We start from the raw sequence: 25,717 nt of genomic DNA on the forward strand, positions 1-25,717 counted from the left end.
CGTGGTCGTCCGTCTGATTCTGCGTATGCGGGGTGACCCCCGATTGCGGGGTTACCCCCCGATCATGCCTGACGGTCCGTCGCCGCCGCCCCCGGTGCGCGCCACTTCGGCGAGGCGGCGGTGTTCGGCGGCCTTCGCTTCGTGGATGGCCGCCATGCGCAGGTGGTATTCCGGGTCGCCCTGCTCGTACATGTCCGGGATGCCGTCCTGGTCCTCGTCCCGCTCCTCCTCCTCGACCAGACGGCGGTATCTGTCGTTGCGCAGCTTCAGCAGCACGCCCGCCACGACCGCGGAGATCAGCGAGCCGATCAGCACCGCCGCCTTGACCTCCCCGGCCAGCAACGGGTCCTCGTCGAAGGCCAGCTCCCCGATCAGCAGCGACACCGTGAACCCGATGCCCGCCAGCGACGCCACCGCCAGCACATCCGCCCACGCCAGCTCCGGATTCAGCTCCGCCCTGGTGAAGCGCGCCGCCAGCCACGTCCCGCCGAACACCCCCACCGCCTTGCCGACCACCAGGCCCAGCACCACGCCCAGCGTCTCCGGCTTCGCGAACACATCCCCCAGCGCGTCCCCCGAAACGCTGACCCCCGCGGAGAACAGCGCGAACAGCGGCACGCACAGCCCGGCGGAGAGCGGGCGTACGAGATGCTCGATGTGCTCCCCGGGGGAGTGCTCCTCGCCCTCGTGCCGGTGGCAGCGCAGCATCAGGCCCATCGCCACGCCCGCGATCGTGGCGTGCACACCGCTCGCGTGCATCAGCCCCCAGTTGACGAGGGCGAGCGGCACGTAGACGTACCAGCCGTGCACGCCCTTGCGCAGCAGCAGCCAGAACAGCGCCAGGCCGACGGCGGCCAGGCCGAGCATCGGCAGATCGATCGTCGAGGTGAAGAAGACCGCGATGATCAGGATCGCGAACAGGTCGTCCACGACCGCCAGCGTCAGCAGGAACGCCCGCAGCGCGGACGGCAACGAGGTTCCCAGCACCGCAAGCACCGCGAGCGCGAACGCGATGTCCGTGGCCGTCGGCACCGCCCACCCCTGCATCGAGCCGCCGCCCGTCGCGTTCACCACCGCGTACACCAGGGCCGGAACCGCCATCCCGCACACCGCGGCCACCACCGGCAGCGCCGCCGCCGACGGGCTGCGCAGCTCGCCCGCGACCAGCTCGCGCTTCAGCTCGATGCCCGCCACGAAGAAGAAGACCGTCAGCAGCCCGTCCGCCGCCCAGTGGCCGACCGACAGGTCCAGACGCAGCGCGGCCGGCCCGAAGTGGAAGTCCACGGTCGACTCGTACGACGCGCTGAGCGGGCTGTTCGCCCAGATCAGCGCCGCCACGGCGGCCAGGAGCAGCAGCACGCCGCCGAGGGTTTCCGTACGGAGCGCGTCCGCGACGAAGTTCCGCTCGGGGAGCGACATCCGCCCCAGGAACACGGAACGGCGGCGGTTCGCGGGCGCGCTCAAGGCTCGGCCTCCGGTCGGGTCACGGCACGGGCGCCCATATTATCCGGGTATGTGACCACTGAGCCTGGGAAGGGGCGGGGCCGGGGTTTCTCCCCCTGGCCCCGCCCCTTCCCATCCCCCGGAGGGGACCGGTCAGTCCTCGCTGGCGGCGGACGGCAGCTTGGTCTGGATGAGATCCATGACGGTGGAGTCCGTCAGGGTCGTGACATCGCCCAGCTCGCGGTTCTCCGCGACATCCCGCAGCAGCCGTCGCATGATCTTGCCGGAACGGGTCTTCGGCAGTTCGGCGACGACCAGGATCCGCTTCGGCTTGGCGATCGGGCCGAGCATCTTCCCGACATGATCGCGCAGTTCGGCGACCAGCCCCTCGCTGTCCTCCGCCGTGCCCCGCAGGATCACGAACGCGACGATCGCCTGCCCGGTGGTCGCGTCCGCCGCACCGACGACCGCCGACTCGGCGACCTTCGGGTGGGACACCAGCGCGGACTCGACCTCGGTCGTGGAGATGTTGTGCCCGGAGACGAGCATGACGTCATCGACCCGGCCGAGCAGCCAGATGTCGCCGTCGTCGTCCTTCTTGGCGCCGTCGCCCGCGAAGTAGCGGCCCTGGAAACGCGACCAGTAGGTGTCCAGGTAGCGCTGGTCGTCGCCCCAGATGGTGCGCAGCATCGACGGCCACGGCTCGGTCAGCACCAGGTAGCCGCCCGCCCCGTCCGGCACCTCGTTGGCCTCGTCGTCCACGACGGTGGCGGAGATGCCGGGCAGGGCCCGCTGGGCGGAGCCCGGCTTGGTCTCGGTCACACCGGGCAGCGGCGAGATCATCATCGCGCCGGTCTCGGTCTGCCACCACGTGTCGACGATCGGGCAGCGGCCGCCGCCGATGTGCTCGCGGTACCAGATCCAGGCCTCGGGGTTGATCGGCTCGCCGACGCTGCCCAGCACGCGCAGGCTGGACAGGTCGAACTTCGCGGGGATGTCGTCGCCCCACTTCATGAAGGTGCGGATCGCGGTCGGCGCGGTGTAGAGGATCGAGACGCCGTACTTCTGCACGATCTCCCAGAAGCGCCCCTGGTGCGGGGTGTCCGGGGTGCCCTCGTACATGACCTGGGTCGCGCCGTTGGCCAGCGGCCCGTAGACGATGTACGAGTGGCCGGTCACCCAGCCGATGTCGGCGGTGCACCAGTACACGTCGGTCTCGGGCTTGAGGTCGAAGACGGCGTGGTGGGTGTACGCGGCCTGGGTGAGGTAGCCGCCGGAGGTGTGCAGGATGCCCTTCGGCTTACCCGTCGTGCCGCTGGTGTAGAGGATGAACAGCGGCTGCTCGGCCTCGAAGGCCTCCGGCGTGTGCTCGGGCGACTGGCCGTCCACGGCGTCGTGCCACCACACGTCGCGGCCCTCGGTCCAGGCGACCTCCTGCCCGGTGCGGCGTACGACCAGCACATGGCGGACCCGGTCCACGCGCTCGACTGCCTCGTCCACGGCGGGCTTCAGCGCCATCGGCTTGCCGCGCCGGTAGCCGCCGTCGGAGGTGATCACGACCTGTGCGTCGGCGTCCTCGATCCGGGTCGCCAGCGCGTCGGCCGAGAAGCCGCCGAAGACCACGGAATGCGCGGCGCCGATCCGGGCGCAGGCCAGCATCGCGACGACGGCCTCGGGGATCATCGGCAGGTAGACCGCGACCCGGTCGCCCTTGCCCACGCCGAGTTCGGTGAGCGCGTTGGCGGCCCGGCTGACCTCGTCCTTCAGCTCCGCGTAGGTGATGGCGCGGCTGTCGCCGGGCTCACCCTCGAAGTGGATGGCGACCCGGCCGCCGAGGCCGGCCTCGACATGCCGGTCGACGCAGTTGTACGCCACGTTGAGCTTGCCGTCGGCGAACCACTTCGCGAACGGCGGATTCGACCAGTCCAGCGTCTCCGTCGGCTCCGTCGCCCAGGTCAGCCGCCGCGCCTGCTCCGCCCAGAAGCCCAGCCGGTCCGCCTTCGCCTGCGCGTACGCGTCCGCGGTGACATTCGCGGCCGCCGCCAGCTCGGCGGGCGGGGCGAACCGGCGCTCCTCCTTAAGGAGGTTGGCAAGGCTCTCGTTGCTCACAATGTCTCCTTCGACAGGCTCACGTGTGTCCCGGGCCATAGCTCATCAGCAAGGGGCTTCCATGACAAGGCCCGTCCCGAAAATTGGTTTAGACCTGTTGTCCTTGTAACGCCCTGCCGCCGGCTGCCCAAGTAGGGGTGAATGGCAGCACGAGGAGGGGATACGCACTTGTGGCAAGCGATATGAGACACACGGTCGGCGATCCGGAGGCGTTCGCCGAGTTCTACCGGCAACACATAGAGGCCGTCACCCGCTTCATCGCGCGGCGTGTCGACGACCCGCACACGGTCGCCGACCTTACCGCCGAGGTCTTCCTCGCGGTGATCGACTCCGCTCACACCTACCGCCCCGGCCTCGGCAGCGAGACCGGCTGGCTCTACGGCATCACCCGCAACGTCGTCTCCGCCGAACGGCGGCGCGGCGCCCGCGAATCGCGCCTCAACGGCCGCATCTCCGGCCGCCGGCTCCTCGAACCGGACGACATCGTCCGCCTGGAGGAGAAGGTCGACGCCGAGTCCCCGGGCCGCCGGGCGCTGGCCGCCATGGCCTCGCTCCCCGAGGGGGAACGGGCCGTCCTCGAACTCATCGCCGTCGACCAGCTCACCGTCACCGAGGCGGCCGCCGCGCTCGGCATACGGCAGGTCACGGCACGCGTACGGCTGCACCGCGCGCGGCGGACGCTGCGCGCGGCGGCGGAGCCGCGGACCGCGACGGAACTCACTTACGCAGGGGGAGAAGCATGAGCACCAAGACCTTCGAGGACCGGCTGCTGGACGAACTCCTCCGCGAGGTCGCCCTCGCTTCCGGCGACCGCCCGCAGCCGGTACGCCGCCGGGTGACCCTGCGCCGAACCGCCTTGGCGCTGGCGGCGTGCGCGGCGGCGGCCGTCACCGTCGTCCTGCTGCCGGGTGGCGGGGCCACGGCGGCGTACGCGGTGGAGAAGAACGCCGACGGCACCGTCACGGTGACGGGCGAGGAGTTCGGCGACCCGCAGCAGCTGCAGGACGACCTGCGCGCCGCGGGGCTCGACGCCACGGTCGACCGGCTCGTCGACGACCAGGGCACGTGCATGCGCGAGGGGCCCGCCATGGAGCAGGTGCTGAAGGACACCGGGAAGGTCGTCTCCTGGCTCAACGGGTCCGGCGACGGAGTGCATCTGCGGATCGACCCGTCGAAGCTGAAGCCCGGGCAGCGGATCCAGGTCGACATCAACAAGTACACGGGGGTCATGCGGGTCAACGGCACCAAGACCGGAGAAGTGAGGGCGATGACCCACCTGGAGGTGTACGTGGCCGGCGAGCAGCCGCTTCCCGTCCCACAGAAGCTCGTGTGGGACGGGAAGGCGGCGCACGGCAAGACGCGGTCCGTCGACTGCGCGGTGGAGTAGGGAGGACTCACACCGCGTCGAGCACGCCGCCCGCCACCCCGGGCCGCACCGCGGCGAACGTGCTGGTCGTCCGGTTCAGGACGTACGCCTGGGCCTCGGCCACATGGAAGTACATGCCGTGCAGCCGCAGCGTGCCCTCGGCCACCCGGCGGGCGACGCAGGGGTGGGCCATCAGGTGGTCGAGCTGCTGCATGACGTTGACCAGGGCGAGCCGCTCGAGATCGTCGGCCACCGGCCGGTCGGCGAGGGCGACCTCGCCGCGCCCGAGGCGTCCGATGCGGCCGAGGCGGGCCAGGGAGGGGCGGCCGTGGCGGAGCCAGCGGGCCAAGGGGGTCTGGGCGCCGGGCTCGTGGCCCTGGCCGCCGAGGAGGGCCTGCATGGCTCCGCAGCCGGAGTGGCCGCAGACGGTGATGCTGCCGACCTCCAGGACGTCCACGGCGTATTCGACGGCGGCGGCCACCGAGTCGCACGAGGCATCCGTGCCGGGCGGCGGCATCAGGTTGCCGACATTGCGCACGGTGAACAGGTCGCCGGGGCCACTGGAGGTGATCATGCTGGTGACCAGGCGGGAGTCCGCGCAGGTCAGGAAGAGCTGGGTGGGCCGCTGGCCTTCGGCGGCGAGCCGGGCCAGCTCGTCGCGCACCAGGGGGGCCGTGTTGCGCTGGAAGGCGCTGAGCCCGCCGACGAGCTGGCCCTCGGAGCCGGCGGCGACGTCCGTGCGCGTGCAGTGGTGGTTGCGCCACGGCGTCCAGGGCCGGCACGCATGCGCACTGGCGGGTTCGGCGATCGGCTGCCCCGCCCGCCCGGCCAGCGTGGCCCAGCCGCCGCGCGCCCGGTGCCCGTCGCACCACGTGCGCAGCGCCTCGTACGCAGCGTGGTCCATGAAGGAGCCGTCCAGCTCGACCACGGCCGTGGAACCGTAGGGCACCTGCGCGAAGGCCCGCGTCAGCTGCGGGACGGCGAGGAAGGTCAACTGGCCGCGTACGTGGACCCGGTGGGTGCCGTCCTCCTCGGTGACCGTGATCCGGGTCCGGGTGAGCCGGCGCATCTGCAGGAAGACCGAGACCGCGACCCCGGCCGCCACGCCCTCCAGGACGCCGAAGAGGACGACCGCGCCGACCGTGGCCGCGTAGACGGGGAATTCGCGGTGCCGCTGGACGTGCCTGAGGTGCGCGAAGCTCACCATCTTCACCCCGACCACCATCACCAGCGCGGCGAGCGTGGCCAGCGGGATCAGCTCCAGACCTCCGGCCAGCAGGCCGGAACACCCCGCCACCCACACCCCGTGCAGCACGGTGGAGCGGCGGCTGACCGCTCCGGCCGCGACATTGGCCGAGCCGCGGATCGCGCCGCCGGCCACCGGCAGCCCGCCGAGCAGCCCGGAGACCACATTGGACGCGCCCTGGCCGAGCAGCTCCCGGTCCAGGCCCGCCCGCTCGGCCGTGTCGCCGCGCGCGGCCCGCAGCTTGTCGACGGCGACGGCGGACAGCAGCGACTCCATGCTCGCGACGAGGGTGACGGTGAGGACGGCGGCGATGATGCCGAGCACCGGCCCGTCCGGCAGGCCGGGCAGGACCAGGGTGTTCCAGGAGGGCAGTTCCGCCCTGGGCAGCGTGATCCCGGCCGCCATCGCCGTGGCGGTGGCGATCGCCACGACCGCCGCGGGGACCGTGCGCAGCGCGTGTCCTGCCCGGCCGGGCAGCCGGGGCCAGCCGATGAGCACGGCGACGGTGACCGCGCCGATCAGCAGCGCCGCCGGATTGGGGTGCGCCAACTGGGCGGGCAGGGCCGCGATGTTGTCGAGCGCCGAGGGATCCGGGCTGCCGCCGAGGACCACATGCAGCTGCGCGATGGCGATCGTCGCGCCGATCCCGGCGAGCATGCCGTGCACGATCGCAGGGCTGACCGCGAGCGCCGCCCGGGCGACCCGCAGCGCCCCGAGGGCGAGTTGGGCCAAGCCGGCGAGCACGGTGATGGCGCAGGTGGTGCGCCACCCGTAGCGCTGCACCAGCTCGGCCGTGACCACGACCAGGCTGGTGGCGGCCCCGCTGACCTGCAGCGGGGCCCCGCCCAGCAGCCCGGCGACCATGCCGCCCACGGCCGCCGAGACCAGCCCGGCCTGCAGCGGGGCGCCGGTCGCCATGGCGATGCCGAGGGACAGCGGGACGGCGATGAGGAAAACGGTGATCGAAGCGGAAAGGTCGTGGCGTAGGTCGTGACGTAGGTCGTGGCGCAGTTTCTGCATGGATCCCGTCTCCTCCGGGGCGGCGCGGCTGCGTGGGTACGCGGTCGTGGTCACGGCTGTGCGGCGGGTGCTGCTGCCAAGGACCCCGAGAAGTAACGGAAGGTAATCATCTCGTTACTCTCAAGACTCGGTAATGGGAGAGTAATGCACGGCTCTGACAGGCTGGAGGGCCGTGGGACCGTACGGACTGCTAATTGGTCCTTGCGGGTGAATGCTCGCCGAGCAGGAATGCCGGATCGACCTGCGACGCCAGGTCCGCCCCGGTCTTCTCGTTGCCCCAGCTCTCGGCGTTCTTCAGGTGGAAGTGCACCATCTGGCGGGTGTAGCGCGCCCAGTCGCGGTGCTCGTGCGCGGCGTCGACGGCGGTGTGCATCGTGCGCAGTGCCGCCCGGTTGGCCTTCTCCAGGAGCTCGAAGCGCGGCGGGCGGCCCTTCTCCATCGCCCGCACCCAGTCGGAGTGGCCGACGGTGACCAGCAGGTCGTCGCCGGTCTCGGCGCGCAGGAAGGCCAGGTCCTCGGGGCCCTGCACCTTGTTGCCGATGACGTGCAGAGCTACCCCGAAGTCGCGGGCGTACTCCTTGTACTGGCGGTAGACGGCGACGCCCTTGCGGGTCGGCTCGGCCACCAGGAAGGTCATGTCGAAGCGGGTGAACATGCCGGAGGCGAAGGAGTCGCTGCCGGCGGTCATGTCGACCACCACGTACTCACCGGGTCCGTCGACGAGGTGGTTGAGGCACAGCTCGACCGCGCCGACCTTGGAGTGGTAGCAGGAGACCCCGAGGTCGGACTCGCTGAAGGGCCCGGTGACCATCAGCCGCGCCTCACCGTCGTCCAGCGGAATCCGGCGTGCGCATGCGGCGTAGACCGGATTGTCCTCGACCACGCGCAGGAGACGCGAGCCGTGGCCCGGCGGGGTCGTCTTGATCATGGTGTCGGCGGAGGAGATCCGCGGGTTGGCGCCGCGCAGGTACTCCTTGATCTCCGGGAGGTGCGCGCCCATCGCGGGCAGCGCGGCGGCCTCGTCCTCGTCGACGCCTAGGGCGGGCGCGAGGTGCTGGTTGATGTCGGCGTCGATGGCGAGGACGGGGGTCCGGGCGGCGGCGAGATGACGGATGAAGAGAGAGGACAGCGTCGTCTTGCCGCTGCCGCCCTTCCCGACGAAAGCGATCTTCATGTTCGGTAAGGGTAGTGGTGCGGGTGGCCTCCTACCGCACGCGAGGTGAGGAACACCACTCCAAAGAGGGGCACGCGGCCGGGGTGCGTAGGGTCGTACGTATGAGTACGACAGATCCGCTCGCCGTCCTCGGTTCGCTCCCCGGTGTCGCGGAGTCCGTGGACTCCGTACGGAAGGCCGTGGACCAGGTCTACGGCCACCGGGTGATGCGCCGGCGCTCCAACGAGGTGACCTCCGAGGCGGCGCTGCGCGGCGCGCGCGGCTCGGCGGCGCTGGCCGGGGCCGACTGGCCGCTGGAGGAGGTCCGGCGCCGAAGCGACTTCTCCGCCACCGCGTCATCCGATGGCTCAGCGCTCGCGGTTGGTGCCGCGCTGCGGCTGACCGCCGAGGCGGGCCAACTGCTCAGCATGTGGCGGCAGTCGCCGGTGCAGGCGCTGGCCAGGCTGCACCTGGTCGCGGCGGGCGGCGCGGTGCCGGACGAGACGGTGGGGCGGCCGCGGCTGGCGGGCGAGAAGGTGACCGACGACCCGCTGATGGAGGCCGCTTCGGCGCTGCCGCTGCCCGAACCCGAGGAGGTCGCCGCCCGCCTGGACGGCCTGGCAGGGCTGCTGCTCGCGGGCAGCGAGGCCCCGGCGCTGGTGGTGGGCGCGGTGGTGCACGGCGAGCTGCTCGCGCTGCGGCCCTTCGGCTCTTTCAACGGGCTGGTGGCGCGGGCAGCGCAGCGCGTCGTGCTGGTCGGCAGCGGCCTCGACCCCAAGTCCATCTGTCCGGCGGAGGTCGGGCACGCCGAGCTGGGGCGCGCGGACTACCTCAAGGCGCTTGAGGGCTATGTCTCCGGCACGCCCGAGGGCATGACCGCCTGGATCGCGCACTGCGGGCGGGCCGTGGGGCTCGGGGTGCGGGAGAGTGTGGCGGTCTGCGAGGCGCTGCAGCGGGGCGCGGCTTCGTAGTCGCCCCCGAAGAGGGCCTGAATGGAAGAGGGCCTGAGCGGCGCCTGAACAGGGTTGCGGCGACACCCGGAAGGGTGCCGCCGCTGGCATGACGTTCGGGTTACCAAGCGTGCACGATATTTGCCCATCAGGTCGGGACTTCGCCCGTCACCTGGTGCGGCTGGCCCGGTAAGCGGGTCTGCGTCGCGTGGGTGCCCGATTGTCATGCTCGGTCCGTGGGGCCTCATGCAGATTTCTAGGGGGGATTCCTCTCGGAATGTCCTGGTCTCGCGGGCCGTTAACTCATTTCTACAGCGCGAGCAGGGCAAGCGGAACCCCTGCGCCCAGTTATTTCGTATTCATGACTGATCAGGACATTGCGGGCCTGCGGCGGCGGGCCGCGTACCAGACCAGGCCCGCTGTGGCGGCCGCCGCTCCGATCGCGGCGGCGGCGAGCACCGGACGCGGGGGTATGGACAGGCCGCGCACCCGCTGGTGCAGCCGCACCGGGCGGTTGAAGGTCAGCACCGGCCACTCGCGCGCGACCGCCTCACGGCGCAGCGCGCGGTCGGGGTTGACGGCGTAGGGGTGGCCGACGGCTTCCAGCATCGGGATGTCGGTGATCGAGTCGCTGTAGGCGAAGCAGCGCTCCAGGTCGTATCCCTCGGACTCGGCGAGCCCGAGGACCGCCTCGGCTTTGGCGGGGCCGTAGACGTAATGGTCGATCTCGCCGGTGTAGCAGCCGTCCTTGGCGACCATCCGGGTGGCCACGACATGGTCGGCCCCGAGCATCTCGCCGATCGGCTCGACGACCTCCGCTCCGGACGCGCTGACGATGACGACATCCCTGCCGGCCAGGTGGTGCTCCTCGATGAGGGAGGCCGCCTCGTCGTAAATGATCGGGTCGATGAGGTCGTGCAGCGTCTCGGCCACGATCTCCCGCACCTGCTGCACATTCCAGCCACGGCAGAGCTCGGAGAGGTACTTGCGCATCCCCTCCATCTGGTCGTGGTCGGCCCCGCCGAGGAGGAAGACGAACTGCGCGTACGCGGTGCGCAGTACGGCACGCCGGTTGATCAGTCCTCCCTGGTAGAAGGACCGGCCGAAGGCCAGCGTGCTCGACTTGGCGATCACGGTCTTGTCGAGATCGAAGAAGGCCGCGGTGCGCGGAGACAGGTGGTTTTCCACGAGCACGAGCATAGGCACCCATCCATTCGGCGTAAGCTGAGGCGCGTGGGTTTGCCTGAGAAGGCCTTCGGGTACACCATGGAAGTCACGGATCGTTCGCGACCGTGCTAACCCGGTCTGGCTCCTCCCCCCCCGAGTCGGACCGTGGGGACGACCCCCGCTCTCCCCCCCGGCGGGGGTCGTCGCATGTCCGCATGCGTTTTGGGGGGCCTGGACCGGTCGGTCCGCTTCCTCTTACGGCTCTCGTCCGCTGCATCGTGTCGGCCTCCTTTCGCTCCCTCGATGATTACTACGCGTGACATTCCGTAATCGTTCCGCTGTTCGACGGGATTCGTTCGTCCGGGTGGCGGAGTTATCCACAATCGCTGAGTTGTCCACAGGCCCCGTTCAAGATCAACATTTTTCCCCGGACCGCTCGATCCTTGCCGTAGACGCCGCATCGGTGATGCACCTGATGCGTACGGGACGGATGAGGGGGACGGGAAAATGGCTGAATCATTCACAGGTGACCGCCGGACAGCCGCCGCCGGTGTGCCGGGCGGACCGCTGATCGTCACCGAGGACGAGGCTCTTCTCGACGATCTGCTGAGGCTGTGCGCCGCGGCCGGCGCCCAGCCCGAGGTGGCCTTCGCGGCCCCGCCACGGGCCGGGAGCTGGGAGACCGCGCCGCTGGTGCTGGTGGGTGCGGCCCGGGACGACCGGGGCGCCTGGGCCGCACGGATCCGGCGGCTGCGCGGCGCGGGCCGGCGCGGCGGCGTACTGCTCGTCGGGCGAGATCTCGACGACCCCGATGTGTGGCGGCAGGCCGTCGACATCGGAGCCGACCATGTGCTCTTCCTGCCAGATGCCGAGAACTGGCTGGTCGACCGGATCGCCGACGCCGCGGAGGGCGTCGGCGCCCCGGCCCTCACGGTCGGCGTCATCGGAGGCCGGGGCGGAGCCGGGGCCAGCACGCTGGCCTGCGCCCTCGCCGTCACCGCCGCCCGCTCCGGACGGCGGACCATGCTCGTCGACGCCGACCCGCTCGGCGGTGGCCTCGATGTCCTGCTCGGCGCGGAACGGGCCGGCGGGCTGCGCTGGCCCGACCTGGCCGAATCCCGCGGCAGGGTCAACAGCGGTGCCCTGGAGGAGGCGTTGCCCAGAGCGCACGCGCTGAGCGTGCTGAGCTGGGACCGCGGCGACGCGGTGGTCATCCCGCCGCAGGCCATGCGGTCGGTGATGGGCGCCGCCCGGCGGCGCGGCGGGGTGGTGGTCGTCGACCTGCCACGCCGCGTCGACGAGGCCGTGACGGAGGCGCTGGAGCAGATCGACGTGGGGCTCCTGGTGGTCCCCGCAGAGCTGCGGGCCGTCGCTGCGGCGGGCCGCGTCGCCTCGCGGATCGGCATGGTCCTCAAGGACGTACGGGTCGTGGCCCGGGGCCCGTTCGGCTCCGGCTATCTCGGCGACGAGGCGATCGCCGGGCTCATCGGCCTCCCGCTCGCCGGTGAGCTGCCGCCCGAGCCCGGCCTGCCCGCCGCGCTGGACTGCGGCGACGCCCCCGGCGCCGACGGCCGGGGACCGCTGGCCCGTTTCTGCTCCGCTTTCCTGGCCGAGGCGCTGCCCGGCACCGGTGCCGGCGGTTCCGGCGGCGGGAGCGTGGCCGCATGAGCGCCGAACTGCTGGACGCCGTACGGCTGCGCCTGGCCGCCTCCGGGGACGAGCCCACCCCGGCCGGCGTCGCCGCCGCGCTGCGCGCACAGGGGCGGCTGCTGGGCGACACCGAGGTGCTGGGGGTCGTCACCGCCCTGCGGTCCGAGATCGTCGGCGCCGGACCACTGGAACCGCTGCTCGCCGAACCCGAGGTCACCGACGTCCTGGTCAACGGGCCCGACGAGGTCTGGGTCGACCGCGGCGCGGGACTTGAGCGGGCCGGCGTCCGCTTCAAGGACGCCGCGGCGGTGCGGCGGCTGGCCCAGCGGCTCGCCACCTCCGCGGGCCGCCGGCTCGACGACGCCCGCCCCTGGGTCGACGCCCGGCTCCCCGACGGCACCCGGCTGCACGCCGTGCTGCCGCCGGTCGTGGTCGGCGCCCCCTGCCTGTCGCTCCGCGTCGTACGGACCAGGGCCTTCACCCTCGACGAGCTCATCGCGGCCGGCAGCATGGACCCGGCGACCGCCTCGGTGCTGAGGGCCGTGCTGGACGCCCGGCTGTCCTTCGTCGTCTCGGGCGGCACGGGCTGCGGCAAGACCACCCTGCTGAGCTGCCTGCTCGGCCTGGTCGCCCCCGGCGAACGGATCGTGCTGGCCGAGGACTCGGCGGAGCTGCGCCCGCGCCACCCGCATGTCGTACGGCTGGAGACCCGCCCCGCGAACCAGGAGGGCATGGGCCTGGTCACCCTCCGGGATCTCGTCCGCCAGGCCCTGCGCATGCGGCCGGACCGGCTGGTCGTGGGCGAGGTGCGGGGGCCCGAGGTGACGGATCTGCTGGCCGCGCTCAACACCGGCCACGAGGGCGGCTGCGGCACCGTGCACGCCAATGCGGCGGGTGATGTCCCGGCTCGCCTGGAAGCGCTCGGATCCACCGCCGGGCTCGACCGGGCCGCGCTGCACAGCCAGTTGGCGGCCGCGCTGTCCGTGGTGGTGCACCTGGTGCGGGACCGCTCGGGGCGGCGCCGGGTCGCCGAGATCCATGTCCTGGAACGGGGAGGGGACGGCCTGGTGGGCACTGTCCCGGCTGTGCTGGGCGCCGAACGCGGCCCGGGCTGGGCGCGGTTGGCGGCGCTGTGCGAACGGGGTGGTGCGTGATGACCGCGCAGGTGCAGGTGGCGTTCGCGGCGGCGCTGTGCGCGGGCGGAGCCGCGTGGGTTGTGGGTGGGCGGGACGATGCGCTCCGCCGGGCACGGGTGATCTTCGGCGGTGACGCGCCGCAGGCCCGGTGGCCGGCGCTGCTCGACTCCCTCCGGTCCGCCGTGGACCGCTTCGGCTGGCAGCTCGGCCGCGAAGTCCTGTGCCTGCCCGCCGGGTTGTTGCTCGCGCTGCTTGCCGGGTCCGTGCTGCCGGCCCTGGCCGGGGCGGCCGCGGTGCCGTTGGCCGGACGGTGGCTGCGAGCACGTGAGCGGGAGGCGGCGGTCGAGCGGCGGGCCGTCGCCGTGACCGTGCTCTGCTCGGCCCTGGCCGGCGACCTGCGGGCGGGCCTTGCTCCGCATGCCGCGCTCGCCGGTGCGCTGCGGCGCGAGAGCTGGCCGGACCGCCCGGAACTGGCCGACGCGGCGCTGCCGTTGCTGGCCGCGGCCAGGTTCGGGGGCGACGTGCCCGCCGCGCTGCGGTCCGCCGCCGGCCAGGCGGGGGCGGAAGGACTGGCCGGCCTCGCCGCGTGCTGGCAGGTCGCCGTGGACGGCGGGGCCGGTCTCGCCGACGGCCTGGACCGCATCGCCGCCGTCCTCCGGGCCGAGCACGACCAGCGTGACGACCTGCGGGCGCAACTGGCCGGGCCCCGCTCCACCGCCGCGATGCTCGCCCTGCTTCCCGCGCTCGGCGTCCTTCTCGGCACCGGCTTCGGCGCCGACCCCCTCCGGGTCCTCCTGCACACACCGGCCGGCCTGGCCTGCCTGCTCGCCGGTGGCCTTCTGGAGTGGGCGGGGCTCGCCTGGACCAGCCGGATCGTACGGTCGGCGGAGGGCACGTCATGAACAGCGGCCTCGTCGAATCCGTCCACAGGCTGGGGATTGTTCTGCTCGTCTGCGTGGCCGGGCTCTGCGCCGCCGGTGAGGTGCTCGGCGCCCGGCGTGAGCGCGCCGCCTGGCGACGCCTCCAGCGGATGATCGGGCTGCCGTCCGGGCGTACGTCGGTACCGGCACTGGTCCGGTTCCCGGAGGCGCTGCGGGCCTGGCTGCCGGTCGCCGGGGCCGGGCTGGGGGCGGCGGTCCTGGTCGGCGGCCTGCCCGGCTGCGTCGTGGGAGCCGGTGCCGCCTACGGCATACGGCGGTGGCAGCGCCGCCTTCGGCTGCGCCCGGCTGCCGAGCGGTCGGCCGACGAGGCCCGGCAGCTCCCGCTCGCCGCCGACCTCATGGCCGCCTGCCTCGCCGCCGGGGCCGGTCCCCGTGAGGCCGCCGACGCGGTCGGCCGCTCCCTCGGCGGTCCCCTCGGCCAGGCGCTCACGCGCATCGCGGCCGAGCTGCGCCTTGGCGGCGACCCGGCTGCCTGCTGGGGCCGCCTCGGCTCCCACGACCTGGGGCGCTGCCTCGAACGCGCCTCCTCCACAGGCATCCCGCCGGTCAGCGAGGTCTCCCGCCTCGCCGCGGGCTACCGCGCGGAGCGCTCCCGCGCCGCGCTTGCCCGCGCCCGCCGCGCCGCGGTCCTGGCCACCGCCCCGCTGGGGCTGTGCTTCCTGCCGGCCTTCCTGCTCATCGGGGTCGCCCCCGTGGTCATGGGCCTGGCGGAGTCGATCCTCGCCGCCGATTTCATCTGAGTGAAGGGAAAACCACCATGTTCCTCCGACTCCTCAAACGACTCCGGGTCACCGGCGAGGCCGGGATGACCACCGCCGAGTACGCCGTCGGCACGCTCGCCGCCTGTGGCTTTGCTGCGGTGCTCTACAAGGTCGTGACCAGCGGTGTCGTCAGCTCGGCGCTGAGCGGCCTGATCAAGCGAGCCCTCGATGCGGGCTTCTGACCGCGGCTATGTCACCGCCGAGGCGGCGACCGTCATCCCGTCCCTGCTGCTCGTGGCCGCGATGCTGCTCTGGGGGCTGGCTGCCGCCGCCGCGCAGATCCGCTGCATCGACGCCGCCCGGGCCGGGGCCCGTGCCGCGGCCCGGGCCGAGCCCGACTCGGCGGCGCTGGCCGCGGCCCGTACAGCCGCCCCGCGCGACGCCGCCGTGACCCTCGACCGTGACGGCTACTTCGTCCGGGTCCGCGTCACGGCCCGCGAAGCCGCGCTCACCCTCCGGGGCGAGGCCACGGCTCTCTCGGAGCAGCCATGACCACCGCCCACCGCGATCGCGGTTCAGCCACGGTCTGGGGCGTCCTGCTGGCAGCCCTGCTCTGTGCCGTAGCGGCTGCCTTTCTGACCCTTGGCCATGCCCTGGCATCCCGCCACCGTGCCGGCGCCGCCGCCGACTTGGCCGCCCTTGCCGCCGCCGACCACGCGCTGGACGGCCAGGCCGCAGCCTGTGCCCTCGCCGCGCGGGTCGCGGCGGCGCAGGGGGCGCGGCTGGTGCGCTGCGCCGTGGTCGGCGAGATCGCCGACCTCACGACGGCCGTCGGCCCGGCGTCGGTGCGGGCGAGAGCGGGGCCGTAGGGGGTCAGGCCCAGGAGGTCTGGCTCAGGGGGTCTGGCTCAGGAGGTCAGGCCAGGAGCGCGTTCAGGACCCGCACGGCCGCCGCCTTGTCCAACGGGTCGTTCCCGTTGCCGCACTTGGGGGACTGCACACAGGACGGGCACCCGAAGTCGCACTCGCAGGAGGCGATCGCCTCACGCGTGGCGGTGAGCCAGGCGCGGGCCGTGTGGAAGGCACGCTCGGCGAAGCCCGCCCCGCCGGGGTGGCCGTCGTAGACGAAAACGGTCGGGAGGCCGGTGTCGGGGTGGAGGGCGATGGAGACGCCGCCGATGTCCCAGCGGTCGCAGGTGGCGAAGAGGGGCAGCAGCCCGATGGAGGCGTGCTCGGCGGCGTGAAGGGCGCCGGGGAGCTCCTCGGGGTGGATGCTGGCGGCGTCGAGCTGGGCGTCGGTCATGGTCCACCAGACGGCCCGGGTGCGCAGCGTGCGCGGGGGGAGGTCGAGCTTGGTCTCGCCGAGGACCTCGCCGGTGATGAGCCGGCGTCGCAGATAGGAGACGACTTGATTGGTGACCTCGACGGAGCCGAAGCAGAGGCGGGCGTCGCCCCAGGCTTCCTCCTGGTCGACGTCGAGGACGGACACGGACACCGTGTCGCGGGCCATCGTCGAGTAGGAGGGCTCGGCGGCCTCGACGAGGGCGACCGCGTCCTCCAGGTCGAGCTGCCGCACCAAATAGGTGCGGCCCTGGTGCAGATGGACCGCTCCCTCGTGCACTGTCGCATGCGCGGCGGACGCGTCGACGGTGCCGAGCAGCCGCCCGGTGCCGGCCTCCACGACACGGACGGGGCGGCCGCCCCCGCCCCGGATGTCGGTGAGGTCGGCGGCGCGCTCGCGACGGGTCCAGTACCAGCCGCCGGCCCGCCGGCGCAGCAGGCCGCGCTGCTCCAACTGGCCCACCAGACCGGCGGCCTCGGGACCGAAGAGCTTGAGATCGGCCTCACCGAGCGGGAGCTCCGCCGCGGCCGCGCACAGATGCGGGGCGAGGACGTACGGGTTGTCGGGGTCGAGCACGGTGGACTCGACGGGGCGCTGGAAGAGCGCCTCCGGGTGGTGGACGAGATACGTGTCCAGGGGGTCGTCGCGGGCGATGAGGACGGCCAGGGCGCCCTGGCCGGCGCGCCCGGCGCGGCCCGCCTGCTGCCACAGGGAGGCCCGCGTACCCGGGTAGCCCGCCAGGAGGACGGCATCGAGTCCGGAGACGTCCACGCCCAGCTCCAGGGCCGTTGTGGAGGCCAGCCCGAGGAGCCGGCCGTCGTGCAGGTCACGCTCGATGGCGCGGCGTTCCTCGGGGAGGTAGCCGCCGCGGTAGGCGCCGACCCGGCGCGGCAGGGAGGCGTCGATCTCGGCCAGTCGCTCCTTCGCGATGACCGACACCAGCTCGGCGCCCCGCCGGGAGCGTACGAAGGCGACCGTGCGGGTGCCCTGCACCACCAGATCGGTGAGCAGGTCCGCCGCCTCGGCGACGGCCGTACGCCGCACCGGCGCGCCGCGCTCGCCGCTGAGCTCGGTCAGCGGGGGCTCCCAGAGGGCGAAGGCGAGCTCGCCGCGCGGGGAGGCGTCGTCGGTCACCTCGACGACCGGGACGCCGGTGAGCCGTCCGGCGGCCTCGGCGGGGTCCGAGGCGGTGGCGGAGGCCAGCAGGAAGACCGGATCGGAGCCGTAGCGGGCGCACAGCCGCCGCAGCCGCCGCAGCACCTGGGCGACGTGCGAGCCGAAGACCCCGCGGTAGGTGTGGCACTCGTCGATCACGACATAGCGCAGTGCCCGCAGGAAGGAGGACCACCGGGCGTGCCCCGGCAGGATGCCCAGGTGCAGCATGTCGGGGTTGGTCAGGACGTACGTGGCGTACTGCCGGACCCACTCCCGCTCCTCCACGGGCGTGTCGCCGTCGTAGACCGCCGCGCGCACCGCCGTGCCCAGCGGGGCGGCCAGGGAGGCCACAGCGCGCCTCTGATCGGCCGCCAGGGCCTTCGTGGGCGCCAGGTACAGCGCGGTGGCCCCACGCCCGTTCGGAGCCTGTGAGCCGTCCAGCAGGGCGCTCAGCACCGGCACCTGATACGCGAGCGACTTCCCGGAAGCGGTACCCGTGGCGACCACGACGGACTCGTTGCCGATAGCGTGTGAGGCGACGCGTGCCTGGTGCTCCCAGGGGCGCTCGATGCCTGCCGTCCGGACGGCTTCGATCACTTCATTACGGATCTGATCAGGCCAATCGGCATGGCGGCCGACCCTTGCGGGCAAGTGCTCCGTATGGGTGATGCGCGCGGCCCTGCCTGCCCCCGTGGCGAGCCGCTCAAGGAGGACGCGGGGGGAAGGGCGGCCGTGCGCCGACTGCGGAAGATCGTGGGCCATCGGCACTCAGTGTGTCACTGGCATGACGGACAATCGCCGTAAGGCGTCGTGCACGCCCGCTGGTAAGTGATTGAATGCCAACGCGGCTGCCGATCCATGGGGGGCGACCGCTCGATGCAAGGTGCTGGAGGATCCGTGGACCTGTCCCTGTCGACTCGAACCGTTGGCGACCGTACGGTCGTCGAGGTCGGCGGCGAGATTGATGTGTACACCGCGCCCAAGCTGCGTGAGCAGCTGGTCGAGCTCGTGAACGACGGTAGTTATCACCTGGTCGTGGACATGGAGGGAGTCGACTTCCTCGATTCCACCGGTCTGGGTGTGCTCGTCGGCGGGCTCAAGCGGGTTCGTGCGCATGAAGGCTCGCTTCGCCTGGTGTGCAACCAGGAGCGCATTCTTAAGATTTTCCGGATTACCGGCCTGACCAAGGTGTTTCCCATCCACACCTCGGTCGACGAGGCCGTAGCGGCGACCGACTGATCCGGCCGATCGCCGTACGCACGCGGGGCGCCGGGCGAACAATGACGCCGCCCGGGCCCCCGTTATGCCCGCCCATAGGCACGAGGGGGAGGCCATGCCCACCGTAGAACTGCTCTTCAGCGCTCTGCCGGAGCACGTCCGTACAGCACGGCTTGTTGCGGCGGCGGTAGCGCGCAGGGCGGGGGTGGACGAGGCCGTCCTCGACGAGGTCCGGCTCGCCGTGGGCGAAGCGTGCAGCCGGGCCGTCGGACTGCACCGCAGTAGCGGTGTGGACACGCCGGTGCGGGTGCTGCTGACCGAGGACGAGAAGAAGTTCTCCATCTCGGTCGGCGACGAAATCCCGGTGGTGGACGGCACGGCGGCCCAGGCCGCCGTTCCTTCGGCGCGTCCCGAGTCCTCGCCGGACGAGGCCGAGTCCACCGAGGCCGAGGACGAGGGGCAGATGGGCCTTGCCGTCATCAGCGGCCTGGTCGATGACGTCGAGGTCATCGACGGCGAGAACGGCGGCCTGATCCGCATGACCTGGCCGACGACGGCCCCGTAACGACGACGTCCCCAAACACGACGGCCCCGTAACCCGGTCGGCCGAGCCGACGTGCGCCTGCACCATTCACCGTTTACGGTGAAATTTGTGGTGCGGGCGCTTTGCTATTGCCCGCCACAGGCGAAAAACGGCTCCTGCGCCCTGTTTTGATCTAGTTCGGCTCCCTACAATCCGTCCACATCTCTGCTCGGCAGTTCGCCTGAGCGCAGCGGCGGTCGTAGTCGCAGGAGCCGCGCGCCCATGTGCCAAACGTCAAGGAGGACGAATGGCGGGGCAACTCACCCCTCACACGCAGGACATCGCTTCAACCCTGGCCGCCTCACCCGTGCTGACCGACGGGAACCGCAATCTCGTACTCGTCATCGCGGTCGTGGCCATCGCAGCACTGGCGCTCGCGGTGGTGCTGGTGCGTCAAGTGCTCGCAGCCGACGAGGGCACCGACAGCATGAAGGAGATCGCGGCCGCCGTGCAGGAGGGCGCGAACGCCTACCTGGCACGGCAGTTCCGCACTCTGGCCGTCTTCGCGGTCGCCGCCTTCTTCCTGCTGATGCTGCTGCCTGCCGACACCACCTCGCAGCGCATCGGGCGCAGCGTGTTCTTCCTGGTCGGCGCCGGCTTCTCGGCCGTGACCGGCTACATCGGCATGTGGCTGGCGGTGCGCAGCAACGTACGCGTGGCGGCGGCGGCGAGAGCGGCGACGCCTGAGCCCGGCCAGCCGGCGGCGGACCTCACCACGGTCTCGCACCGGGCGATGAAGATCGCGTTCCGTACCGGCGGTGTGGTGGGCATGTTCACCGTCGGCCTCGGCCTGCTCGGCGCCTCCGTCGTCGTCCTGGTCTACAAGCAGGACGCGCCCAAGGTGCTGGAGGGCTTCGGCTTCGGGGCGGCGCTGCTCGCGATGTTCATGCGTGTCGGTGGCGGCATCTTCACCAAGGCCGCCGATGTGGGCGCCGACCTGGTCGGCAAGGTCGAGAAGGGCATCCCGGAGGACGACCCGCGCAATGCCGCGACCATCGCGGACAACGTGGGCGACAACGTCGGCGACTGCGCGGGCATGGCCGCCGACCTCTTCGAGTCGTACGCCGTCACGCTGGTCGCCGCGCTGATCCTCGGCAAGGTGACCTTCGGCGACGCAGGTCTCGCCTTCCCGCTGCTCATCCCCGCGATCGGCGTCCTGACCGCCATGGTCGGCATCTTCGCGGTCGCCCCGCGCCGCAACGACCGCAGCGGCATGACCGCGATCAACCGCGGCTTCTTCATCTCGGCCGTCATCTCGCTGGCCCTGGTGGCCGTCGCCACGTACGTCTACCTGCCGTCGACGTACGCCGACCTCAAGGGCGTCCCGGCCGACATCGCCGCCCACCCGGGCGACCCGCGCACCCTGGCGCTGATCGCGGTGGCCATCGGCATCGTGCTCGCCGCGCTGATCCAGCAGCTCACGGGCTACTTCACCGAGACCAGCCGCCGCCCGGTCCGGGACATCGGCAAGACCTCGCTCACAGGCCCTGCCACCGTCATCCTGTCCGGCATCTCCCTCGGCCTGGAGTCGGCGGTCTACTCGGCCGTCCTCATCGGGCTGTCGGTCTACGGCGCCTTCCTGCTGGGCGGTACGTCGGTGTGGCTGGCCCTGTTCGCGGTCGCGCTGGCCGGGACCGGGCTGCTGACCACGGTCGGCGTGATCGTGGCCATGGACACCTTCGGCCCGGTCGCGGACAACGCCCAGGGCATCGCCGAGATGTCCGGCGACGTGCACGGCGAGGGCGCCCAGGTGCTCACCGACCTGGACGCGGTCGGCAACACCACCAAGGCGATCACCAAGGGCATCGCGATCGCGACCGCGGTGCTCGCCGCGACCGCGCTCTTCGGCTCCTTCAAGGAGGCCATCGACACGGCCGTGGCCAAGGCCGAGATCCCGGTCTCGGACATGCGCTGGCTGTCCCTGGACATCTCCCAGCCGAACAACCTGGTCGGGCTGCTGCTCGGCGCCGCCGTGGTGTTCCTGTTCTCCGGGCTCGCCATCAACGCCGTGTCCCGGTCGGCGGGTTCCGTGGTCTACGAGGTGCGCCGGCAGTTCCGCGAGCACCCCGGGATCATGGACTACACCGAGAAGCCCGAATACGGCCGCGTCGTCGACATCTGCACCAAGGACGCGCTGCGCGAACTGGCCACCCCCGGCCTGCTCGCCATCCTCGCGCCCGTCGCCGTCGGCTTCACGTTCGGCGTCGGCTCGCTCGGCTCCTACCTTGCCGGGGCCATCGGCGCGGGCACGCTCATGGCGGTCTTCCTCGCCAATTCCGGTGGCGCGTGGGACAACGCCAAGAAGCTCGTCGAGGACGGCCACTACGGCGGCAAGGGCAGTGAGGCCCACGCCGCGACCGTCATCGGCGACACCGTCGGCGACCCGTTCAAGGACACGGCCGGACCGGCGATCAACCCGCTGCTCAAGGTGATGAACCTGGTGGCGCTGCTGATCGCCCCGGCTGTCGTCCAGTTCTCCTACGGGAAGGACGCGAATCTCGGCGTGCGCATCGGCGTCGCCGCCATCTCGATCGCTGTGATCGTCGGCGCGGTCTACGTGTCCAAGCGGCGCGGCATCGCGATGGACGACGAGGGCGAGGGCAGCCCCGAGACGGCCCAGCGATCAGCCGACCCGGCGGTGGTCTCCTCCTAGCCGACAGACCGTCAGTGCGATGATGGGCGTCACTCTTTGGGGTGGCGCCCATCATCTGTTTTCGCATCAGATCACGTCACGTTTGTCACTGGCTTCTTGGTTCAAATGGCTGCAATACGGGGCACAAGGTGCGGTCGGATGATGGCCGGGGCCCGTATGCCGTGTAGGTTCCGGGGCCGTAGAGCCACGGAAGGAACGACAACCGGTGACGAACAAATTCACGGCTGCGCTGACCGGTGCGGCTCTGGTCCTGGCGCTGGGGTCGCTGTCCGCGTGCGGCGACGACGGCAACAAGGAACTGGACAGCTGGGCGAAGACGGTCTGCGACCAGGCCGCCGCGCAGGTCACGAAGATCAACGACGCCAACACGGCGATCACCAAGGTCGACAGCGCCGGCAAGCCGCTCGACGTGCGCAGGGCGGATTCCGCCGCGTTCGCGCAGATCTCGGCCGCGTACGCGTCGCTGGCGGGCATCGTCAACCAGGCCGGCGACCCGCCCGTCGACAAGGGCGCCGCGCTCAAGAAGGACGCGGTCTCCGACCTCACCAAGCTCTCCGTCTCCTACGCCGCCCTGCAGAAGCAGGTCGACGCGCTCAACATCGCCGACCAGGCGAAGTTCGCGGCAGGCCTCAAGACCGTCTCCGAGAGCCTCGCCAAGGTCAGCAAGAGCGGCGAGCAGGCCCTCGACACGCTGCGCCAGGGCGAACTCGGCACGGCCATGGCCAAGCAGCCCGGCTGCCAGCAGGGCGGCACCGTCAGCCCGTCGGTGTCGGCGAGCTGAATCCCGAACCGTTTTCCGGGGACAATGGCATCGTGAGCAAGCCCTCCCTCCCCACGACCGAGCACACCGCGCGACTGCGCGACGCGCTGCGCAAGGCCGCCTTCACCGCAGACGGCTGCCTCGACCTCCTCGGGGCCGGCGCCTACGCCGCGCTCTCCCGGGCCGAGACCGTGCCCGCGCTGCGCGCGACGCGCGGCGACGGCCCGCTGGAGAGCCTGGTGCGGCTCTTCCTGCTGCAGCGGCCCGTCCCCTACGCCGCGCTGCGCAGGGCGCTGCCGGTCACCGACGAGGCCATCGCGGGCGGCTGGCTGCTGCGGGACGGCGACGAGGTGCGGGCGACGGTCGACGTACGCCCGTACGCGGGCGACGGGGCCGGCGAGGACTGGTGGATCGTCTCCGACCTCGGCTGCGCGGTCGGCGGCGCCAACGGCATCGGCACGACGCCGGGCGTGGACCGGGCCGACCTCGTGCTCGGCGTCGGCGGCGCGTCCACCACGCTGGCCGGGATCACGGTGCGCGAGCCCGTGGGCAGCGCCCTGGACCTCGGCACCGGCTCCGGCGTCCAGGCCCTGCACGCCTCCCGGCACGCCACCCAGGTCACCGCGACCGACCTCAACCCGCGCGCTCTGCACTTCGCGCGGCTCACCCTGGCCCTGTCGGGCGCGGCCGAGCCGGTGCTGCGGCAGGGCAGCCTGTTCGAGCCGGTGGGGGACGAGCGCTACGACCTGATCGTGTCCAACCCGCCATTCGTCATCTCGCCGGGCAGCCGCTTCACCTACCGCGACGGCGGCATGTCCGGCGACGACCTGTGCCGCACCCTCGTCCAGGAGGCCGGTGCCCACCTCAACGACGGCGGCTACTGCCAGCTGCTGGCCAACTGGCAGCACACCGACGGCGAGGACTGGCGCGAGCGGCTGTCCTCCTGGGTCCCGCGCGGCTGCGACGCCTGGATCGTCCAGCGCGAGGTCCAGGACGTCACCCAGTACGCCGAGCTGTGGCTGCGCGACGGCGGCGACCACCTCGCCGACCCGGCCGCGTACGCGGCCCGCTACGACGCCTGGCTCGACGCCTTCGAGCAGCGCAAGGTCAAGGGGGTCGGCTTCGGCTGGATCACCCTGCGCAAGACGGGTTCCGACCGACCGTCCGTCATCGCCGAGGAGTGGCCGCACCCCGTCGAACAGCCCCTCGGCCCGCACATCGCCACCTGGTTCGGCCGCCAGGACTTCCTGCGCACGCACGACGACGCCGCGCTGCTCGCCGCCCGCTTCCGGCTCGCCGACGAGGTCGTCCAGGAACAGGTCGGCCTCCCGGGCGCCGAGGACCCCGAGCACGTGGTGCTGCGCGCCAACCGCGGCATGCGCAGGGCGACCAAGGTCGACACGGTCGGCGCGGGCTTCGCGGGTGTGTGCGACGGCAGCCTCACCGCCGGTGCGATCCTCGACGCCATCGCCCAACTGCTCGGCGAGGACCCGGTGGTCCTGCGGGACCGCACGCCGGACGCGATCCGGATGCTGGTCGAGCAGGGCTTCCTGGAGCCGCATCCGGCCACGGCCCGAGCATGACGGCCCGAGCATGACGAAGCCCGTCCGCCGGAGAGCCGGGCGGACGGGCTTTCGTCATGCGCCTGATGCCTACTTCTGGAGCACGCGGCCCTGGGCGTCGGTGCGGTCCTCGTTGGTGAAGAAGATGATCGCGTCGATCAGCGACCAGATGCCGCAGCCACCGCAGGTGAAGAGCTGGCCGAGGGCCATGCCCGTGTGGCCGGTGTAGAAGCGGCCGACGCCGAAGCCACCCAGGAAGAGGGTGAGGAGGCCAGCGGTGGTCCGGCTCTTGTCGGACAGCGGACGGCCCTTGGCGTCGAAGCCGTGCGGGGCGTCAGGGGTGGGCGTGGCCATGAAAACATGCTCCTTGCGTCAATGGGGACGTAGAAACGTCAGCAGGAGCGCACAAATCGGAAACCCGGCCCCCCGCGACGGATTGACGAGATCTTTGCATCCGCGGGCCGACATTGGCCTGATAATTACGTCTCGTCATGAAACCGTGATCGGCGCGTTGCCAAAGCGCGCACGTCACATCACGTTGCGCACGACGGCCCACGTCAAGGCGATCCCCAGAATCACGGCCTGCGCACGCGGCTTGAGCGCCGGCCGGTACACCTGGCCGCGCAGGCCCTCGGTGAACCACCGCAGATAGAGGTACAACCCCGCCGGGCTGGCGATCAGCAGCATCGCGTTGTCGTGGAACGCAGCTGTGAAGTCCCCGTGCATCAGGTCGTAGACCATGCGCGTGCCGCCGCAGGCCGGACACAGCAGCCCGGTCACCCAGTTGAAGGGGCAGCGGGGCAGCCAGTGCCCCGGCTGGTGCGGGTTGGTGCCGTACAGATAAGCGGCCGCGCCGACGCCCGCGACCGCGGACGTCAGCGAGGCCGTGACCGGTCGCCCGGCCACGGCCCGGAGACGGGCGAGGGCCGTCTCAGCCATGCAGGATCCGGCCCTGGGAGTCGGTGCGGTCGTTGCTGGTGAGGAAGAGGATGCCGTCGATCAGCGACCAGATGCCGCAGCCGCCGCAGGTGAACAGCTGCGCCAGGCCTATGCCCACGTCACCGGTGTAGAAACGGCCGATGCCGAGACCGCCGACGAGGAGCTGCAGCACACCCGCGACGACCTTGGACTTGTCGGACAGCGGCCGGCCGTACGCGTCGTAGCCGTACGGCGCGTTGGGGTCGCCGGTGTAGCTGCCGGGGCTCGGCGGCGGGTACGCGCCCTGCTGCGGATAGCCGTAGCCGGGCTGGGGGCCGGGCTGGCCGGGCGGCTGCTGCGGGTAGCCGTAACCGCCGTCCTGAGGCTGGCCGTACGGGTTGTTCGGGTCGGACATCTCGGGCGCTCCCCGTTCTGCGTTCCGCGGGAAGGGCCCGCGGAATACCTGTGGTCTTCGCCGTCATCTTGTCAGGTCGGTCAAGACATGAGAGGGCACAGGGTGGTTCCTCTGCGACAGTCCTAAACGAGCCACCCCCCGGCGGACGCACGGCGGCCGTTCACCCCGGATTCGCCGGGCCGTCGCCGCGGCGTGGCATTGTCCGCCACACAGCGTCGAGCACACCAGTA

The 25,717-nt window shown here is 71.9% G+C and carries 24 protein-coding genes; 15 read left to right on the plus strand and 9 right to left on the minus strand.

The annotated features are described in order from the left end of the window. Nucleotides 1–51: 51 nt before the first annotated feature. Together nhaA and acs are read right to left on the minus strand one after the other, a co-directional pair. Complete coding sequence (gene nhaA / locus OG607_RS23920) at nucleotides 52–1,464, minus strand: Na+/H+ antiporter NhaA (RefSeq protein ID WP_405726989.1); 1,413 nt, start codon at nucleotides 1,462–1,464, stop codon at nucleotides 52–54. A 132-nt stretch (nucleotides 1,465–1,596) separates the two neighbouring features. After that, the gene (acs, locus tag OG607_RS23925; protein ID WP_405726992.1) at nucleotides 1,597–3,591 is read right to left on the minus strand and encodes an acetate--CoA ligase; all 1,995 of its coding nucleotides are present in this window, start codon (nucleotides 3,589–3,591) and stop codon (nucleotides 1,597–1,599) included. Nucleotides 3,592–3,734: 143 nt separating this feature from the next. On the opposite strand from acs, the gene OG607_RS23930 reads away from it, so the two are divergent. Beyond that, nucleotides 3,735–4,295 (plus strand): RNA polymerase sigma factor, encoded by a 561-nt coding sequence (locus OG607_RS23930; protein WP_405726995.1) that lies wholly within the window; start codon nucleotides 3,735–3,737, stop codon nucleotides 4,293–4,295. Next, nucleotides 4,292–4,939, plus strand: coding sequence for a hypothetical protein (locus tag OG607_RS23935; protein ID WP_405726998.1), 648 nt, complete (start codon nucleotides 4,292–4,294; stop codon nucleotides 4,937–4,939). The genes OG607_RS23930 and OG607_RS23935 overlap by 4 nt, the downstream gene beginning before the upstream one ends. A gap of 7 nt (nucleotides 4,940–4,946) precedes the next feature. Here the strand turns inward: OG607_RS23935 and OG607_RS23940 are convergent, their stop codons facing one another. Together OG607_RS23940 and OG607_RS23945 are read right to left on the minus strand one after the other, a co-directional pair. Next, nucleotides 4,947–7,184: a SulP family inorganic anion transporter gene (locus OG607_RS23940; RefSeq protein WP_405727001.1), complete on the minus strand. Its 2,238-nt coding sequence runs from the start codon at nucleotides 7,182–7,184 to the stop codon at nucleotides 4,947–4,949. A 190-nt stretch (nucleotides 7,185–7,374) separates the two neighbouring features. Then, nucleotides 7,375–8,358: an ATP-binding protein gene (locus tag OG607_RS23945; protein WP_405727004.1), complete on the minus strand. Its 984-nt coding sequence runs from the start codon at nucleotides 8,356–8,358 to the stop codon at nucleotides 7,375–7,377. A gap of 101 nt (nucleotides 8,359–8,459) precedes the next feature. Here OG607_RS23945 and OG607_RS23950 point away from each other — a divergent pair, with 101 nt between their 5' ends. Then, nucleotides 8,460–9,308, plus strand: coding sequence for an oxidoreductase (locus OG607_RS23950; protein ID WP_405727007.1), 849 nt, complete (start codon nucleotides 8,460–8,462; stop codon nucleotides 9,306–9,308). Nucleotides 9,309–9,656: 348 nt separating this feature from the next. Here the strand turns inward: OG607_RS23950 and OG607_RS23955 are convergent, their stop codons facing one another. Further along, entirely contained in the window at nucleotides 9,657–10,487 is an 831-nt protein-coding gene (locus tag OG607_RS23955; RefSeq protein ID WP_405727010.1) for an HAD family hydrolase, read from the minus strand. Nucleotides 10,488–10,961: 474 nt separating this feature from the next. Between OG607_RS23955 and ssd the strand changes: the two genes are divergently transcribed. Genes ssd through OG607_RS23990 form a run of 7 tightly spaced genes read left to right on the plus strand, consistent with a single transcriptional unit; the run spans nucleotide 10,962 to nucleotide 15,751 of the window. Then, nucleotides 10,962–12,122 (plus strand): septum site-determining protein Ssd, encoded by a 1,161-nt coding sequence (gene ssd / locus OG607_RS23960; RefSeq protein WP_405727013.1) that lies wholly within the window; start codon nucleotides 10,962–10,964, stop codon nucleotides 12,120–12,122. Next, nucleotides 12,119–13,258: a TadA family conjugal transfer-associated ATPase gene (locus tag OG607_RS23965; RefSeq protein ID WP_405727016.1), complete on the plus strand. Its 1,140-nt coding sequence runs from the start codon at nucleotides 12,119–12,121 to the stop codon at nucleotides 13,256–13,258. Before ssd ends, OG607_RS23965 begins: the two co-directional genes overlap by 4 nt. Further along, nucleotides 13,258–14,142 carry a type II secretion system F family protein gene (locus OG607_RS23970; protein ID WP_405727019.1) on the plus strand — a complete coding sequence of 295 codons (885 nt, stop codon included), beginning with the start codon at nucleotides 13,258–13,260 and terminating at the stop codon, nucleotides 14,140–14,142. Before OG607_RS23965 ends, OG607_RS23970 begins: the two co-directional genes overlap by 1 nt. Then, nucleotides 14,139–14,921, plus strand: coding sequence for a type II secretion system F family protein (locus OG607_RS23975; RefSeq protein ID WP_405727022.1), 783 nt, complete (start codon nucleotides 14,139–14,141; stop codon nucleotides 14,919–14,921). The genes OG607_RS23970 and OG607_RS23975 overlap by 4 nt, the downstream gene beginning before the upstream one ends. A gap of 17 nt (nucleotides 14,922–14,938) precedes the next feature. Beyond that, a complete protein-coding gene (locus tag OG607_RS23980) occupies nucleotides 14,939–15,124 on the plus strand; it encodes a DUF4244 domain-containing protein (RefSeq protein ID WP_405727025.1) in 186 nt (61 codons plus the stop codon). Beyond that, on the plus strand, nucleotides 15,111–15,434 hold the full coding sequence (locus OG607_RS23985; RefSeq protein ID WP_405727028.1) for a TadE family type IV pilus minor pilin: 324 nt from the start codon (nucleotides 15,111–15,113) through the stop codon (nucleotides 15,432–15,434). The genes OG607_RS23980 and OG607_RS23985 overlap by 14 nt, the downstream gene beginning before the upstream one ends. Continuing rightward, on the plus strand, nucleotides 15,431–15,751 hold the full coding sequence (locus OG607_RS23990) for an Rv3654c family TadE-like protein (protein WP_405727031.1): 321 nt from the start codon (nucleotides 15,431–15,433) through the stop codon (nucleotides 15,749–15,751). Before OG607_RS23985 ends, OG607_RS23990 begins: the two co-directional genes overlap by 4 nt. Before the next feature lie 46 nt (nucleotides 15,752–15,797). Here the strand turns inward: OG607_RS23990 and OG607_RS23995 are convergent, their stop codons facing one another. Beyond that, on the minus strand, nucleotides 15,798–18,140 hold the full coding sequence (locus tag OG607_RS23995; RefSeq protein ID WP_405727034.1) for a DEAD/DEAH box helicase: 2,343 nt from the start codon (nucleotides 18,138–18,140) through the stop codon (nucleotides 15,798–15,800). A gap of 135 nt (nucleotides 18,141–18,275) precedes the next feature. Between OG607_RS23995 and bldG the strand changes: the two genes are divergently transcribed. The 5 genes from bldG to OG607_RS24020 all read left to right on the plus strand — a co-directional run bounded on the left by bldG (nucleotide 18,276) and on the right by OG607_RS24020 (nucleotide 24,175). Beyond that, on the plus strand, nucleotides 18,276–18,617 hold the full coding sequence (bldG, locus tag OG607_RS24000; RefSeq protein WP_018562186.1) for an anti-sigma factor antagonist BldG: 342 nt from the start codon (nucleotides 18,276–18,278) through the stop codon (nucleotides 18,615–18,617). A gap of 94 nt (nucleotides 18,618–18,711) precedes the next feature. Beyond that, the gene (locus OG607_RS24005; protein WP_405727038.1) at nucleotides 18,712–19,161 is read left to right on the plus strand and encodes an ATP-binding protein; all 450 of its coding nucleotides are present in this window, start codon (nucleotides 18,712–18,714) and stop codon (nucleotides 19,159–19,161) included. Nucleotides 19,162–19,426: 265 nt separating this feature from the next. Then, on the plus strand, nucleotides 19,427–21,832 hold the full coding sequence (locus tag OG607_RS24010) for a sodium-translocating pyrophosphatase (RefSeq protein ID WP_405727041.1): 2,406 nt from the start codon (nucleotides 19,427–19,429) through the stop codon (nucleotides 21,830–21,832). Between the two features lie 205 nt (nucleotides 21,833–22,037). Continuing rightward, nucleotides 22,038–22,613 carry a small secreted protein gene (locus tag OG607_RS24015; protein WP_405727044.1) on the plus strand — a complete coding sequence of 192 codons (576 nt, stop codon included), beginning with the start codon at nucleotides 22,038–22,040 and terminating at the stop codon, nucleotides 22,611–22,613. Between the two features lie 32 nt (nucleotides 22,614–22,645). Then, nucleotides 22,646–24,175: a methyltransferase gene (locus OG607_RS24020; RefSeq protein WP_405727047.1), complete on the plus strand. Its 1,530-nt coding sequence runs from the start codon at nucleotides 22,646–22,648 to the stop codon at nucleotides 24,173–24,175. Nucleotides 24,176–24,244: 69 nt separating this feature from the next. Here the strand turns inward: OG607_RS24020 and OG607_RS24025 are convergent, their stop codons facing one another. From OG607_RS24025 to OG607_RS24035, 3 genes are all read right to left on the minus strand, one after another. After that, a complete protein-coding gene (locus OG607_RS24025; protein ID WP_405727050.1) occupies nucleotides 24,245–24,508 on the minus strand; it encodes a TM2 domain-containing protein in 264 nt (87 codons plus the stop codon). 174 nt (nucleotides 24,509–24,682) lie between these two features. Continuing rightward, on the minus strand, nucleotides 24,683–25,093 hold the full coding sequence (locus OG607_RS24030) for a DUF2752 domain-containing protein (RefSeq protein ID WP_405727053.1): 411 nt from the start codon (nucleotides 25,091–25,093) through the stop codon (nucleotides 24,683–24,685). Continuing rightward, a complete protein-coding gene (locus OG607_RS24035) occupies nucleotides 25,086–25,487 on the minus strand; it encodes a TM2 domain-containing protein (RefSeq protein ID WP_405727056.1) in 402 nt (133 codons plus the stop codon). The genes OG607_RS24030 and OG607_RS24035 overlap by 8 nt, the downstream gene beginning before the upstream one ends. Nucleotides 25,488–25,717 lie beyond the last annotated feature (230 nt).

It is taken from the genome of Streptomyces sp. NBC_01537 (assembly GCF_045040445.1).
Lineage (GTDB): Bacteria > Actinomycetota > Actinomycetes > Streptomycetales > Streptomycetaceae > Actinacidiphila.